Below are 13,061 nucleotides of genomic sequence, written 5' to 3'. Positions count from 1 at the left end.
CTATCAAGGAAACGCTTGAATATCATTAGCGAGAAACGGAAGAGGTATACAGATATGGCAGTCAAACGTCCGAGCAACAATCGAATGAGTGGAATCGTAAAGGGCGTCGTCTTCTGGGCGGTCATCGTTGTCATCGGTCTGACCATCTGGGCCGCCTTCCAGGGTCCTTCCCTGCAGGAAAAGCCGCTGAGCGACATCATCTCCCGCGCCAACAGCGGCGATATCAAGACTATCGAGCAGCAGGGGAACAACCTGCTGATTACGCCGCAAGGCAAGAATGAGGCCACCGAAAAGGCGGTCGTGCCACCATACACCAACCTGGTCGACCTGGGTCTGGACATCACCAAGGTCCAGTACGTCGGCAAGGAGCCGACCGACAACTCCGTGCTTCTCAACTTTGCCACCATCGGCTTTGCTACCCTGCTGATCGCTGGTGTCTTCTTCTTCATGTTCCGCCAGGCCCAGGGCCAGAGCAACCAGGCACTTGGGTTTGGTAAGAGCCGCGCCCGTCTATACGGCAATGACAAGAAGAAGGTGGTCTTTGCCGACATCGCCGGCAACGGCGAAGCCAAGCAGGACCTGACCGAGGTCGTCGACTTCCTCAAGCATCCTAAGAAGTTCCAGGATGTCGGCGCTAAAATTCCAAAGGGCGTGCTGCTGGTGGGTCCTCCCGGTACCGGTAAGACCATGCTGGCCCGCGCCGTGGCCGGTGAGGCCGGCGTGCCATTCTTCAGCATCTCCGGTTCGGAATTCGTCGAGATGTTCGTCGGTGTCGGTGCCAGCCGTGTGCGCGACCTGTTTGCCAAGGCTAAGAAGAATGCGCCGTGCATCATCTTCATCGATGAGATCGATGCCGTCGGCCGCCGCCGCGGTTCCGGTATGGGAGGTGGGCACGACGAACGCGAGCAGACCCTGAACCAGATCCTGGTGGAGATGGACGGTTTTGAGCAGGATACCAACGTCATCGTGCTGGCTGCTACCAACCGCATGGATGTACTTGACCCCGCGTTGCTGCGCCCCGGCCGTTTTGACCGCCGTGTTTCCATCGGCCTGCCAGAGCGGAAGGACCGTGAAGCCATCCTGAAGGTCCACATGAAGGACAAGCCGGTTGATGAATCAGTGGACATCGATGCCCTGGCGGCCAAGACGGCCGGTTCCAGCGGTGCCGACCTGGCCAACATCGCCAACGAGGCTGCCATTATCGCCGCCCGCCACAACCGCAAGATCATTATCAACGAAGACGTCACCAACGCCTTCGAGAAGGTGGCTATCGGCCCGGAGCGCAAGACCAAGATCATGAGTGACGCCGAGAAGGAACTGACTGCGTATCATGAGGCCGGCCATGCCATTGTCGGCCACGTATTGCCGGATAGCGACCCAGTCCACAAGGTCACCATCATTCCGCGCGGCGGCACCGGTGGTGTCACCTGGTTCCTGCCTCCCGAGGATCGCAGCTACACCTCGATCATTGAATTCAAAGACGTACTGGCCCGCGCCTTGGGCGGACGTATCGCCGAGAAGGTCAAGTATGGCAGTGAGCGCATTACCACCGGCGCTGGCAGTGACCTGCGCAAAGCTACCGAGATTGCCCGCGACATGGTAATTGAGCAGGGCATGGGCAAGGAACTGCGCGACCAGGTATTCCACGAGAACAACGGCGGCATGATGTTTGACCGCATGGTGAACGAGCGCCCATACAGTGACGATACCGCCCGCCTGATCGACCAGGAGGTCGCCGGCCTGATCACCGAAGCCGCCAAGCGTGCCGAAGCCGTCATCAAGGCTAACCCCAGGAAACTCGATGAGCTTGCTCATGCACTGATCAAAAAAGAAACGATTGACGGTAAAGAGGTGGAGACTATCCTGAAGGGCGCAGATTTGCCTGCTGCTGCCAAGCTGTACTAGGCGCCCTTTGCTATACGCTTAGTCCAGACACTACGAACGAGATATGACGCGCGCCCAGTCCTTGCTTAAAAAAGCCAACGTGAAGTTCAGCCTGACGGTCGCCGCCAGCCTTTTGGCAAGCTCGACGTTCATCGCGGCTATCCTGGGGCTGCTGCGCGACCGGTTCTTAAACCGCGCCTTTGAAGACCTGCCGAACTACCTGGATGCGTACCTGGCGGCTTTCCGCATTCCGGATTTCATGTACTTCGTGCTGGTGTCCGGGGCGCTGAGTGTGACCTTCATTCCAGTGTTCAACGCCAGGTTGTCGAGTGGCAACAAACAGTCGGCCTGGGATCTGAGTTCCAGTCTGCTGAACCTGCTGGCAATCGTGACACTGATCGCCTCAGTATTGATCATGGTCTTTGCTGAGCCGCTCATCCGCTACGTGGTGGCGCCGGGTCTGCCGGATGACGTGCGCGACCTGGCGATCGCCATGATGCGCATCGTGGCCATCAACCCCTTCCTGTTCGCCATTTCCAGCTTGCTGGCCAGTATGCAGCAGGCGCAAGGACGGTTCTTCTTTTTCACCTTGGCGCCGGTCATCTATAACCTGGGCATCATCACCGGCATCCTGGTGTTCACGCAGGAGCTGACCATCTTTGGTACGACGGTCTGGGAAGGCGGCATTATGGGGGTGGCGCTGGGTGTGGTCTTCGGCTCGATCATGCAGCTGATTGTCAGCAGCTTTGGCATGATCGGTATGAAGTTTGATTACCGTCCGCTGATCTTTTGGAAGAACAAGGGCTTCCAGCAGGTGCTGGGGCTGTTGCCAGCCCGTTCATTTGACCAGGGTATCGACTACTTTACGACGCTGGTAGAGACCAACGTGGCCTCGCGCATCGGCCAGGGGGCTATCTCCGCCTATCAGTTTGCGCTCAACCTGCATATGATGCCGATCAACCTCATCGGGGTGGCCATTGCGACGGCGTTCTTCCCGAAGATGACGGAGCGGCTGGCCGAAGGGCGGGTCGACCTTTTCAAGAAAGAGCTGCAGACGGTACTGCGGGTCATCATCTGGCTGGCTATGCCGGTAGCGATGTTCACCTTTGTCTGTCGTGGGTATATCGTGGCGCTCATCAGCTCGGACGGTGAGCTGGTCATTGCGACGCTGCTGGGTATCCTGACCATCGCCATCCTGTTCCGCTCGGTGTTCCATATTGCCTCGCGGACATTCTATGCGCAACAGGATACGAAGACGCCGCTCTATATCTCTATCTTTGTCATCGCGCTCAATATCCTGTTGGTGGTGGTGTTCTATCAGTACACCACGCTGGGCGTCTACGGGTTGGCGCTGGCGCAGTCTATCGTGGCGGCCACGGAGGTCATCGTCCTGTTCGTCATCATGCAGCGCCGTCTCAAGGGATTGCTGGGCGCCATGTTCTGGGCCGGGCTGACCCGTATGGTGGCGGCCACCGGCCTTGCGTATATTGTTACTTATGCTATGATATATCTAATTCCTTTTACAAAAGACGACCGGACGCTGTTTGCGGTGGTAGCCAAGCTGTCTATCATCGGGCTGGTAAGTTTTGGCTCGTACGTAGTGTTCAGCTGGCTGCTGCGGCTGCCAGAGGTAATGCCCATCATCGCCAAGCTGCAAAAGACAATTTTCCGCTCATACCAAAGTGCCGACGGGAGCAGGTAACATGCAATCAACAATTCGAAATTTCTGTATCATCGCCCATATTGACCACGGCAAGAGCACGCTCGCTGACCGTCTGTTGGAGGTGACCGGCACGGTGCAGGCGCGTGATATGAAGGCGCAGCTGCTGGATTCGATGGATCTGGAGCGCGAAAAGGGCATTACCATCAAGCTGGCACCGGTGCGCATGCACTACAAGCGTGCCGACGGGCAGCAGTACCAGCTGAACCTGATTGATACGCCCGGACACGTCGATTTCAGCTACGAAGTAAGCCGCTCACTGGAAGCCTGCGAAGGGGCTATCCTGGTGGTCGACGCCAGCCAGGGCATCCAAGCCCAGACCTTGGCCAACGTCTATCTGGCGATGGCGGCCGACCTGACCATCATTCCGGTACTTAACAAGATCGATCTGCCGGCGGCGGACGTTGAGCGCGTTTCCGGCGAGGTCATCAGTCTGCTGGGTTGCAAGCAGGAAGACATCCTGATGATCAGCGCCAAGACCGGCATGGGCGTACCGGAGGTGCTGGACGCGGTGGTAGACCGGGTGCCGGCGCCGCAAGGCCAGGATGCCCACGCGGCCCGCGCCCTGATATTTGATAGTTATTATGATGATTACCGCGGCGTCATCCTGTATGTCCGCACCGTGGATGGCGCGATTTCCAAAAGCGATACCATCAAGATGTGCGCCACCGGCGCAAGCGGTATCGCCTTGGAGGTGGGGGCGCTGAGTCCACGCATGACGCCGCTGAAGTCTATCGGTACGGGCGAGATCGGCTATATCGTCACCAACCTCAAAAGCACGCGTGAGGCACGCGTCGGTGATACGGTCACTTTGGCCAAGGCGCCGGCCAGTCAGAGCCTGCCGGGCTACCAGGAAGTAAAGCCCTTCGTCTACGCCGGTTTCTTCCCTGAGAGCAACGAGTTCTATCAGGAACTGAAGGATGCCGTTGAGAAGCTGAGCCTGAGTGATTCGGCGCTGCAGTTCGCTCCGGAGAACTCGCCGGTGCTGGGCTTTGGTGTGCGCATCGGTTTCCTCGGCTTGCTGCACATGGATATCGTGCGGGAGCGGCTGGAGCGCGAGTATAACCTTGAGCTGATCGTCACCAACCCGAGTACTGATTATCAGGTGACGTTGAGTAATGGCACCGACTTGGACATCCAGAGCGCCGCCGAACTGCCGGACGTCTCGCAGGTGGCCGAAATCCGCGAACCGTGGATCCGCGGCGAAATCGTCGTACCCAAACCGTATGTCGGTAATGTGGTGCAGCTGATCGTCAACCGGCGCGGCCTGCAGAGCAATATCAGCTATGTGGATGCACGGGGAGGCGGCAACGACAGTAACGGCCTGGCGGTCATCGAGTTTGACGCACCGCTGGCCAACGTGCTGACGAACTTCTATGACCAGCTCAAAAGCGCCACCAGCGGGTATGGCAGTTTCAACTATGAGCTGACCGGCTATCGGGCTGAAGACCTGGTGCGTGTAGATTTTTATGTAGCTGGCAATATGGTGGACGCCCTTAGCGTCATGGCACACCGCAGCGAGGCGCAGAGCCTGGGCCGTACGACCGTCGAGAAGCTGAAAGAAGTGATTCCGCGGCAAAACTTCCAGGTGGCGCTGCAGGCGGCTATCGGCGGCAAGTTCATCGCGCGTGAAGACCTCAGCGCCTATCGCAAGGACGTCACGACCGGCCTGTACGGCGGCGACGTCTCCCGTAAGAAAAAGGTCCTGGCCAAGCAGGCCAAGGGCAAGAAGCGGATGAAGCGGTTCGGTAAGGTGGATATTCCGGCCGAGGCCTTTACGGTGCTGCTGAAGCGGGACTAACGAGGCGGGTCTTCCTCTTCCTGGTGCAGGAAGGAGTAATCGGGCTGTGCCTGCAGCCGGCGCCGGCGCAGTCGTTTGAACAGCAGGATGAGCGATGCAAACAGGACTGCCATGCCAAAGATGACCGGAATCAGTATATTCCAGCCGGTGTTGGCCAGACCGCCAAGCGCACCGGAGTTGACGACGCCGGTGACCGGGCTTTGCGGCGTCTGAGAGGTAGGGGTGCAAGCACCATCGCTATCGTATGCGCCAGCTCCGTAGGCTCCACAGTTGTAGGTGGCGCCAAAGCTTGTCAGGTGCAGCAGTAGTACTTTACCCATCGTGTTTTCCCGGTTGCTTCCTTATGGTAATCGCCTGTTTTTATCTTGCACTCTAGCCATTAGCATTATACTATTTATATACAATACTATAGAGCTTGGGGAGAAATAGCAATATGCCAAACATTGGCGCAACGGAACTTATTATTATCTTGGCAATACTTATCCTGCTGTTCGGCGCGGCCAAACTGCCACAGCTGGCCCGCAGCATCGGCACCTCTGCACGTGAACTGCGCAAGGGCATGTCGGACGATGTCTCTGACGACAAGCCTGCGGCCAAGTCCAAGAACGAAGCGTAATCAACGCATAACAAACACAAGGTAACAAAAGGGAGGCAGTATGTCGGCGCCGACGTTCGCTGATCACATCAAGGAGCTGCGTTGGCGCTTCTCTCTGATTGCTGCTGTCTTTTTGGGCACTTCGGCCCTTGCCTTTGCCCATAGCCGCGACCTGCTTGATTTTATCCTGGCACCGCTCCAGGGCCAGCAGCTGATTTATCTGACAGTCGGCGGCGGCTTCAACTTTGTCTTCCAGGTGACGATGGCGGCCGGACTGCTGGCGACGGCACCGTTCGTCATCCACCAGCTGTTCGCGTTCATTAAGCCCGCTCTGCCCAAGGAGGCGCAGCGTTCGGCGCTGAAGATGGCTTTTTTTGCAACTATCCTGTTGATCATGGGGGCGGGGTATGCGTATTACGTTGCCGTGCCGGCCGCGCTGCAGTTCCTGTCCGAGTTCGCAGGCGACGCCGTGACGCCCAGCCTGACGGCAGATTCATACCTCAGTTTCTTCCTGAGCTACACGGCCGGCCTGGCGCTTTTGTTCCAGCTGCCGCTGCTGCTGATGTTATGGCACTGGATCAGTCCGCTGACCCCGACAGGGCTTTTGAAAAGTGAGCGCTGGATCATACTGCTGGCATTCATAGCGGCCGCAGTCATCACCCCGACTCCCGACATCGTCAACCAGGCCATGCTGGCGGTGCCGCTCATCGTCATTTACCAGTTCGGTGTGCTGGCCGTACTGCTTTCGGGTGCCAAGCAGAAGCGGCGGCTGCGACAGGCCGAGCCGACCGCCAGGGCACGCCGGGCCAAGCATGAGATTACCACCGCCAAAGCCAAGCGGGCCGAGAAGCGCGCCGCCTATCGCCTGAAAGCGCCCGCCCATAGCTCACGGCATGCCGGCCATGTCGGCAGGAAGGCGGTGGCGATAGCCGCTCAGGCGCCAACGACACTATCGCTGCCGGTACCGCTGGCTGCGCCGCAGCCCGTACCCGTTCCGTTGCCGGTCGAGGAGCGCACGGTTGCCGTGGCGGCACCAGTATCTGTCCCGGCGCCCCCGCCTATCCGCCAGCCCGGCAGCCTGCCGGTGCGCGAGCGTCCGCTGCCGCGCATCCCCGCCCGCCGCGACAATGCTATCACTGTCATGCGGCGCTCTACTGGTGCCACGCAACAGCCACTCCGCCGGGAAGTGGAAAACGAAAGCCTGCAGGCATAACCAAAAGCATATTGACAGCCTGCCGGCGCCGCATATAATTGAAACTAAGCCTAAGTGCAAACAAAAAACCAAAAGAGGGTGTGATGATGAAAGTACAGATTGATGGCCTGCTCCAGAAAAAAATGGACCGCAAGGACTTCCTTAAGCATGTCGGCGTCGGTGTTGCCGCCCTGACTGGCATTACCGCCACCGTCAAGACTTTGAACAGCCTGGCCGGCCCGGTCAAGCAGACGTCTGGCTATGGCTCGAGCGCCTACGGTGGCAGTCCGCAGGCAAACGACAAGAAGGCGTAAGGCCTACGCGTAAAGGCCTGAGCGGCCAGACCGCTTAGGTACTGGCGCGCCGCAGCAGCTCTTCTGTTATGGTGTCCGCCACTGATTCGATTGACAGACGGCCATCGACTTCGATAAGCATGTCCAGATTCCGATAGAAATCAACGACAGGGCGGGTCTTGAGATTGAACTCTTCCAGCCGCACCTCAAGTGCGTCGGCCGCGTCGTCATGGCGGGCGCCGCGCAGGCTATGGCCTTGGCTGGCCTCCCAGCGCTGCCAGATGGTGCGCTCGTCAAGCTCTAAAAAGACGGCGACTTTCAGCGTATGCCCGGATTGCTTCAAGGCTTCGATGACGCCGAACTCTTCACCATGCCAGCGCCCCACCGAGCTGAGGATAAGCGGATGGCCGGCAAATTCCTCTTTGACAAGGTAGGGCAGGACGATGTTGAGGTAGTCCTCAATCGGCACCAGGCCGCCCTCGTGCATTATCTTTTTGGCCCGCTCGGGAATGATGCTGTTGCGCAGGATGTCGCCGCCGCCGATCACCGGCGCATCGAACAGCTTGGCTAGCCGTAAGCCCTGCGTGTCCTTGCCGGCGAACGGCAGGCCGAAGATATTTATCGAACCGGTGCCGAGCCAGCTGCGTAACTGCTGTCGCTTCGTATCGTTCATGATTACAAGCACTATACGAAGAAACGCCGCCGGAGGCAAGTCTGGCACTCTTGACTACAGAGTGCTAAAACAGCTATGATGGGGCTATTATGACCGAACGACAAGCGCTTATCCTGGGCGCCATCATCGAACAGTATGCCGAAGTGGCGGCGCCGGTAGGCAGCGTGACGCTGGCCAAGCTGTTCAACGTGTCCAGCGCCACCGTGCGGGCGGAGATGGCCAAGCTGGAGGAGCTGGGCATGATCTCGCAGCCGCACACCAGTGCCGGCCGCATCCCCACAGACAAAGGCTATCGTTTCTATGTCAACCAGCTGACTGCCGCCGAACAGCCGGACGTACCGCTCAATCGCAGTGCGAGAGCGATTGAGGCCCGCGTCAACAACCACGCCGACCGGGCCGACCGGGCTATCCGCAGTGCCGTCGACAGCCTGGTGGAGCTGACGCACAACCTTGGCATCGCCACTATCGGTGATCAGCTGTACATGAGCGGTATCGGCAACCTCTTCAGCCAGCCGGAATTCATACGGGGCGATCATGTGCAGCAGGTGGCGCGGCTGCTGGACAATCTGGAGCCCTGGCTGCGTGAAGCATCACCTAATGAGCCCTTGAACGTCTACATCGGACGAGAGAATCCCATCGGCCGCACTTCAGGCGTGACGCTGATTATCAGCCGTTTCCGCTCGCCCTATTCAGATAAGAGCTATATCGGTGTGCTTGGCCCGACCCGGCAAAGTTATGCCCGCGTAATGCAGCTGGTACGCCACGCGGGTGCTATGCTTGAAGAAGTACTCTAATTATCCTGGGAGGGAAATGATATGAGCGACAAGACATACTTACTCATCGGTACGGCCCTGGCGGCCTTGGGACTGGGATTCTTCCTGACCGGCCTGCAACTTACAGACGCAGTGCTGCGCACTGATGCGCCTGATCCGCTGTACATAGCCGGCGGCTTCGCCATCGCCTTCTTTGGCTTGTGGGTAGGGTATCTTGGCGTGCGGTACGCCCGCAACGCGCCGCCGGACCGCTATGTGACCGAAAAGGCTATTTTGGAAAAGGCAGGACTGATTAATACGAAAGCGACTGGGAGTAAGAAGCATGGCAAAGCAAAAGGACGACGATAAACCACACGACGACAAGCGCCACGAGCGGCAGGACAAGCACGACGAGCGTAACCAACGGGACGAACAGCCGCGCATCAGCAGCGATGACGCCCTGGCCACCATCGAGAACCTCGAGCAGCAGCTGGGCGAACTGACCATCGATCTGCAGCGCACCCGCGCCGATTTTGAGAACTACCGCAAGCGCACCGAGACCGACAAGGAGAACGCCAAAGAGCAGGGCCGGGCACTGGCCATCCTCAAACTGCTGCCAGTGGTGGATACCATCGAACGCGCCGTGGCTCATGCACCGCAGGACCTCCAGGACAACAAGTGGGTGCAGGGCGTGCAGGGCCTGGCCAAGCAGCTCGAGAAATCCCTGGAGGCCCTCGGCCTGACGCGCATCGACGCTGCACCTGGTACGCCGTTTGACCCGGAACTGCACGAAGCCATTTCCAGCGAAGAAGGCGACGGCGATGAAGAAGTCGTCAGCGAAGAGCTGCAAGCCGGCTATAAGCTGGGCGACCGTGTCATCCGTCATAGCATGGTCAAAGTAAAGCATTAGTCCTGGCTTTATTTTGCCGCCAGAAGATGCTATTGTTTAATTATCATGGCTATAGTGGGCATAGCGCACAAACTCAGGCGGGACAACGGCTTTACCATCGTCGAGCTGCTGATTGTCATCGTCGTCATCGGTATCCTGGCGGCCATCGCTCTGGTCAGCTACACCAGCGCACGCAATCGCTCGTATGACGCCGCCGTTCAGAATGACCTGAAAGGCTTGGCAAAATCGATGGAAGCCTTCCGCGCCGACCGCGGCCGCTACCCCAACAGTGACGCCGAGCTGCTGACCCTCAAGGTCAAGGTGACCTTCCCGGCCTACCGGGTGCAGGAAGTTAATGTTGCGTACTGTACAACAGCTACCTTTAATGCCTTCGCAGTGACTGCCCAGAGTAATTCCGGCAAAAAGTACAAGGTGGTCAGCGGCGCTTTGACCCCCGTGGAATATACGGCCAGTGACGACGGTGTTTCCCAGGCCGATCCGTACACCTGCAATGACGTACTAACGGGCAGTGAGCGCCTGCGTGCCGGCTTTTATATCTATGACAATCCCCAGTGGCGCAGCTGGGTCGGTTCTGGTAATCTGTAAACAAGTAAGAACATAACCATGTTGCGACTTCCTCATTTCAAACCAGCACGTTCAAGTAAAGGCTTCACCATCGTCGAGCTGCTGATCGTGGTGGTGGTCATTGGCATTTTGGCGGTCATCGCTGTCAGCGCCTATACCAAATCGCAGGATGACGCGCGGACAAACCGTATCGCCAATGATTTGGCACAACTCAAAAAGGCGATCATGGCGGCACGGGTGGCGCGGGGTGACGTGGCGCTCCGCGTCATTACCGGCTCCACTTATTCGGCGGGCAACTGCGCCAACAAAGCCAACGGCACGGATCTGGCGGCGCTGGACAGGACCACCGATAACTGCTGGACGGCATACGCCAACGCTCTAAGCGCGATTTCCAACGCCGCCGGCACCAACGTCCGCGACCTGGAAGATCCATGGGGCCGGCCATACTTCATCGACGAGAACGAGACCGAAGGCGTCTCGGTACCCTGCGGTAACGGCAAGGACAGGATCGGCGTCTACGGACGGCCACATGTCAACGGTAGTGGCGGCATAACCAATGCCGTACTGGTGCCGTACATTACCATCGGTTGCGGGCCGTAACCAGACTGCGCAGTACAATAAATTGGCACTCTTGACACGAGAGTGCCAATTTTCTACCATAGAGGCAGTTAGCATTCATGCCATATGAGTGCTAAAATAATGCAAAGAAAGTAACAGTCAGGCCGCGACTACTTAATGAACCAAGCGGCCAGAGGGAGTCAACATATGGGTAAAATCATCGGAATCGACCTTGGTACCACCAACAGCGCCGTCGCCTACATGCTGGCTGGCAAGCCTGAAGTGATTGCCAACGCCGAAGGCAACCGCACCACTCCGAGTGTCGTCGCTATTAAAAAGAGCAAGGATGGCAAAGAAGAGCGCCTGGTAGGCCAGGTGGCTCAGCGCCAGCGCGTCACCAACCCGCGCAACACTATCTATGGTGTCAAACGCCTGATCGGCCGCAAGTTCAGTGACGCCGAGGTACAGAAAGACCTCGACATCATGCCGTACGAAATCGTCAAGAGCAATGATGGCGTCAAGGTGAAGATGGGTGAGAAGGAATACAGCCCCGAGGAAGTCTCGGCCATGATTCTCTCCAAGATCAAGGCTGATGCCGAAGCTTTCCTGGGTGAGGCCGTCACCGAAGCCGTCATCACCGTGCCGGCTTACTTTGACGACTCGCAGCGCCAGGCCACTAAAGATGCCGGCAAGATCGCCGGCCTGGAAGTAAAGCGCATCATTAACGAGCCGACCGCGGCCGCCCTGGCCTACGGCCTGGACAAGAAGGACAAGAGCGAGACCATCGTGGTCTTCGACCTGGGTGGCGGTACCTTCGACGTTTCCGTGCTGGAGCTGGGCGATGGCGTCTTTGAAGTCAAGTCGACCAACGGTGACACGCACCTGGGTGGCGAGGACTTTGACAACCGCATTGTCAACCACTTCCTGGAAGAGTTCAAGCGCGAAAACGGCATCGACCTCAAGGATGACAAGGCCGCCATGCAGCGCCTCAAGGACGAGGCCGAGAAGGCCAAGAAGGAGCTGTCCAGCGCCAGCGAGACCGACATCAACCTGCCGTTCCTGACCGCCGATGCAGACGGTCCTAAGCACTTTGAATACAAACTGACCCGCGCCAAGCTGGAAGAGCTGGTGGCCGACCTCATCAACAAGACGGCCGCTCCGATTGAAAAAGCCCTCAAGGATGCCGGTCTCAAGGCCAGCGACATCGACGAGATCGTCCTGGTGGGCGGCATGACCCGTATGCCGGCCGTCGTTGAGAAAGTAAAGGCAATCTTTGGCAAGGACCCGCTGAAGGGCGTCAACCCCGACGAGGTAGTAGCCGTCGGTGCTGCTATCCAGGGTGGCGTGCTGGCCGGTGACGTCAAGGACGTGCTGCTACTGGATGTCACGCCGCTGTCCCTGGGCATCGAGACCATGGGTGGCGTCACCACCAAGCTGATCGAGCGCAATACTACCGTGCCGACCAGCAAGAGCGAGGTCTTCAGCACCGCCGCCGACAGCCAGCCACAGGTAGAGATCCACGTACTGCAGGGTGAGCGCGAAATGGCCAACGACAACAAGAGCCTGGGCCGCTTCATCCTTGATGGCATCGCCCCGGCGCCGCGGGGCGTGCCGCAGATCGAGGTGACCTTCAACATTGACGCCAACGGTATCCTTAATGTCACCGCCAAGGACAAGGGTACCGGCAAGGAACAGTCAATTACTATTCAGAACAGCGGCAACCTGAGCAAGGACGACATCGAAAAAGCCGCCCGCGAAGCCGAAGAACACGCCGAAGAGGACAAGCGCCGCCGCGAAGCCGTCGAGGCCCGCAACCTGCTTGAAAACGCCATCTACCAGGCCGAAAAACTGCCGGTTGAGCACAAGGACAAGATCAGCGACGAGGACAAGAAGGCCGTCGAGGAAGCTGTTGAAGAGGCTAAGAAGCACAAGGACAGCGACGATAAGGATGAGCTTGAGAACGCGACCCGCGAGCTGATGGAGAAGGTGCAGAAGATCGGGGCGAAGCTGTATGAAGCCGCTGCTGCCGAGGAGAAGCCGGCCGAAGGCGGCGAGACTAAGAAGGATGACGACACTGTCGAAGGCGAGGTCGTTGACGAGAAGAAGTAGCTAGAGAAAA

The 13,061-nt window shown here is 58.4% G+C and carries 14 protein-coding genes; 12 read left to right on the top strand and 2 right to left on the bottom strand.

Annotated features, from left to right (window positions below):
• The first annotated feature begins 54 nt into the window (after positions 1-54).
• From ftsH to lepA, 3 genes are read left to right on the top strand one after another with little or no spacing between them, the layout of a single operon-like run.
• A complete protein-coding gene (ftsH, locus tag JNJ66_00680; GenBank protein MBL8158952.1) occupies positions 55-1,905 on the top strand; it encodes an ATP-dependent zinc metalloprotease FtsH in 1,851 nt (616 codons plus the stop codon).
• Between the two features lie 43 nt (positions 1,906-1,948).
• Positions 1,949-3,586 carry a murein biosynthesis integral membrane protein MurJ gene (gene murJ / locus JNJ66_00675; GenBank protein MBL8158951.1) on the top strand — a complete coding sequence of 546 codons (1,638 nt, stop codon included), beginning with the start codon at positions 1,949-1,951 and terminating at the stop codon, positions 3,584-3,586.
• Position 3,587: 1 nt separating this feature from the next.
• Positions 3,588-5,405, top strand: a complete 1,818-nt coding sequence (gene lepA / locus JNJ66_00670) for an elongation factor 4 (GenBank protein MBL8158950.1) — start codon at positions 3,588-3,590, stop codon at positions 5,403-5,405.
• Here the strand turns inward: lepA and JNJ66_00665 are convergent.
• Complete coding sequence (locus tag JNJ66_00665; protein ID MBL8158949.1) at positions 5,402-5,725, bottom strand: hypothetical protein; 324 nt, start codon at positions 5,723-5,725, stop codon at positions 5,402-5,404. The genes lepA and JNJ66_00665 overlap by 4 nt on opposite strands.
• Positions 5,726-5,838: 113 nt before the next feature.
• Between JNJ66_00665 and tatA the strand changes: the two genes are divergently transcribed.
• The 3 genes from tatA (at position 5,839) to JNJ66_00650 (ending at position 7,506) form a co-directional block, all read left to right on the top strand.
• Positions 5,839-6,021: a twin-arginine translocase TatA/TatE family subunit gene (gene tatA, locus JNJ66_00660; protein MBL8158948.1), complete on the top strand. Its 183-nt coding sequence runs from the start codon at positions 5,839-5,841 to the stop codon at positions 6,019-6,021.
• 40 nt (positions 6,022-6,061) lie between these two features.
• On the top strand, positions 6,062-7,213 hold the full coding sequence (gene tatC / locus JNJ66_00655; protein MBL8158947.1) for a twin-arginine translocase subunit TatC: 1,152 nt from the start codon (positions 6,062-6,064) through the stop codon (positions 7,211-7,213).
• 80 nt (positions 7,214-7,293) lie between these two features.
• Entirely contained in the window at positions 7,294-7,506 is a 213-nt protein-coding gene (locus tag JNJ66_00650; protein MBL8158946.1) for a hypothetical protein, read from the top strand.
• 34 nt (positions 7,507-7,540) lie between these two features.
• Here the strand turns inward: JNJ66_00650 and JNJ66_00645 are convergent, their stop codons facing one another.
• Positions 7,541-8,158: a nucleoside monophosphate kinase gene (locus JNJ66_00645; GenBank protein MBL8158945.1), complete on the bottom strand. Its 618-nt coding sequence runs from the start codon at positions 8,156-8,158 to the stop codon at positions 7,541-7,543.
• 89 nt (positions 8,159-8,247) lie between these two features.
• Here JNJ66_00645 and JNJ66_00640 point away from each other — a divergent pair, with 89 nt between their 5' ends.
• The 6 genes from JNJ66_00640 to dnaK all read left to right on the top strand — a co-directional run bounded on the left by JNJ66_00640 (position 8,248) and on the right by dnaK (position 13,051).
• A complete protein-coding gene (locus JNJ66_00640) occupies positions 8,248-8,952 on the top strand; it encodes a transcriptional regulator (GenBank protein ID MBL8158944.1) in 705 nt (234 codons plus the stop codon).
• A gap of 21 nt (positions 8,953-8,973) precedes the next feature.
• The gene (locus JNJ66_00635) at positions 8,974-9,279 is read left to right on the top strand and encodes a hypothetical protein (protein MBL8158943.1); all 306 of its coding nucleotides are present in this window, start codon (positions 8,974-8,976) and stop codon (positions 9,277-9,279) included.
• A complete protein-coding gene (locus tag JNJ66_00630; GenBank protein MBL8158942.1) occupies positions 9,254-9,820 on the top strand; it encodes a nucleotide exchange factor GrpE in 567 nt (188 codons plus the stop codon). Before JNJ66_00635 ends, JNJ66_00630 begins: the two co-directional genes overlap by 26 nt.
• A 60-nt stretch (positions 9,821-9,880) precedes the next feature.
• On the top strand, positions 9,881-10,405 hold the full coding sequence (locus tag JNJ66_00625) for a prepilin-type N-terminal cleavage/methylation domain-containing protein (protein MBL8158941.1): 525 nt from the start codon (positions 9,881-9,883) through the stop codon (positions 10,403-10,405).
• A gap of 18 nt (positions 10,406-10,423) precedes the next feature.
• Positions 10,424-10,984: a prepilin-type N-terminal cleavage/methylation domain-containing protein gene (locus tag JNJ66_00620; protein MBL8158940.1), complete on the top strand. Its 561-nt coding sequence runs from the start codon at positions 10,424-10,426 to the stop codon at positions 10,982-10,984.
• A 165-nt stretch (positions 10,985-11,149) separates the two neighbouring features.
• Positions 11,150-13,051 carry a molecular chaperone DnaK gene (gene dnaK / locus JNJ66_00615; GenBank protein MBL8158939.1) on the top strand — a complete coding sequence of 634 codons (1,902 nt, stop codon included), beginning with the start codon at positions 11,150-11,152 and terminating at the stop codon, positions 13,049-13,051.
• The last annotated feature ends 10 nt before the right edge of the window (positions 13,052-13,061 follow it).

The organism is Candidatus Saccharibacteria bacterium (genome assembly GCA_016789455.1).
Lineage (GTDB): Bacteria > Patescibacteriota > Saccharimonadia > Saccharimonadales > Saccharimonadaceae > CAIJKY01.
Note: the sequence above shows the minus strand (reverse complement) of the source record. Positions and strands in the feature narration are given on the sequence as shown.

What these genes read in the sequence shown, in the direction of transcription:
- JNJ66_00640 (MBL8158944.1), top strand. Translation starts at nt 8,248, where the DNA reads ATGACCGAACGACAAGCGCTTATCCTGGGCGCCATCATCGAACAGTAT.
- JNJ66_00635 (MBL8158943.1), top strand. Translation starts at nt 8,974, where the DNA reads ATGAGCGACAAGACATACTTACTCATCGGTACGGCCCTGGCGGCCTTG.
- JNJ66_00665 (MBL8158949.1), bottom strand. Translation starts at nt 5,725, where the DNA reads ATGGGTAAAGTACTACTGCTGCACCTGACAAGCTTTGGCGCCACCTAC.
- JNJ66_00620 (MBL8158940.1), top strand. Translation starts at nt 10,424, where the DNA reads ATGTTGCGACTTCCTCATTTCAAACCAGCACGTTCAAGTAAAGGCTTC.
- tatC (MBL8158947.1), top strand. Translation starts at nt 6,062, where the DNA reads ATGTCGGCGCCGACGTTCGCTGATCACATCAAGGAGCTGCGTTGGCGC.
- lepA (MBL8158950.1), top strand. Translation starts at nt 3,588, where the DNA reads ATGCAATCAACAATTCGAAATTTCTGTATCATCGCCCATATTGACCAC.
- tatA (MBL8158948.1), top strand. Translation starts at nt 5,839, where the DNA reads ATGCCAAACATTGGCGCAACGGAACTTATTATTATCTTGGCAATACTT.
- murJ (MBL8158951.1), top strand. Translation starts at nt 1,949, where the DNA reads ATGACGCGCGCCCAGTCCTTGCTTAAAAAAGCCAACGTGAAGTTCAGC.
- JNJ66_00630 (MBL8158942.1), top strand. Translation starts at nt 9,254, where the DNA reads ATGGCAAAGCAAAAGGACGACGATAAACCACACGACGACAAGCGCCAC.
- dnaK (MBL8158939.1), top strand. Translation starts at nt 11,150, where the DNA reads ATGGGTAAAATCATCGGAATCGACCTTGGTACCACCAACAGCGCCGTC.
- ftsH (MBL8158952.1), top strand. Translation starts at nt 55, where the DNA reads ATGGCAGTCAAACGTCCGAGCAACAATCGAATGAGTGGAATCGTAAAG.
- JNJ66_00645 (MBL8158945.1), bottom strand. Translation starts at nt 8,158, where the DNA reads ATGAACGATACGAAGCGACAGCAGTTACGCAGCTGGCTCGGCACCGGT.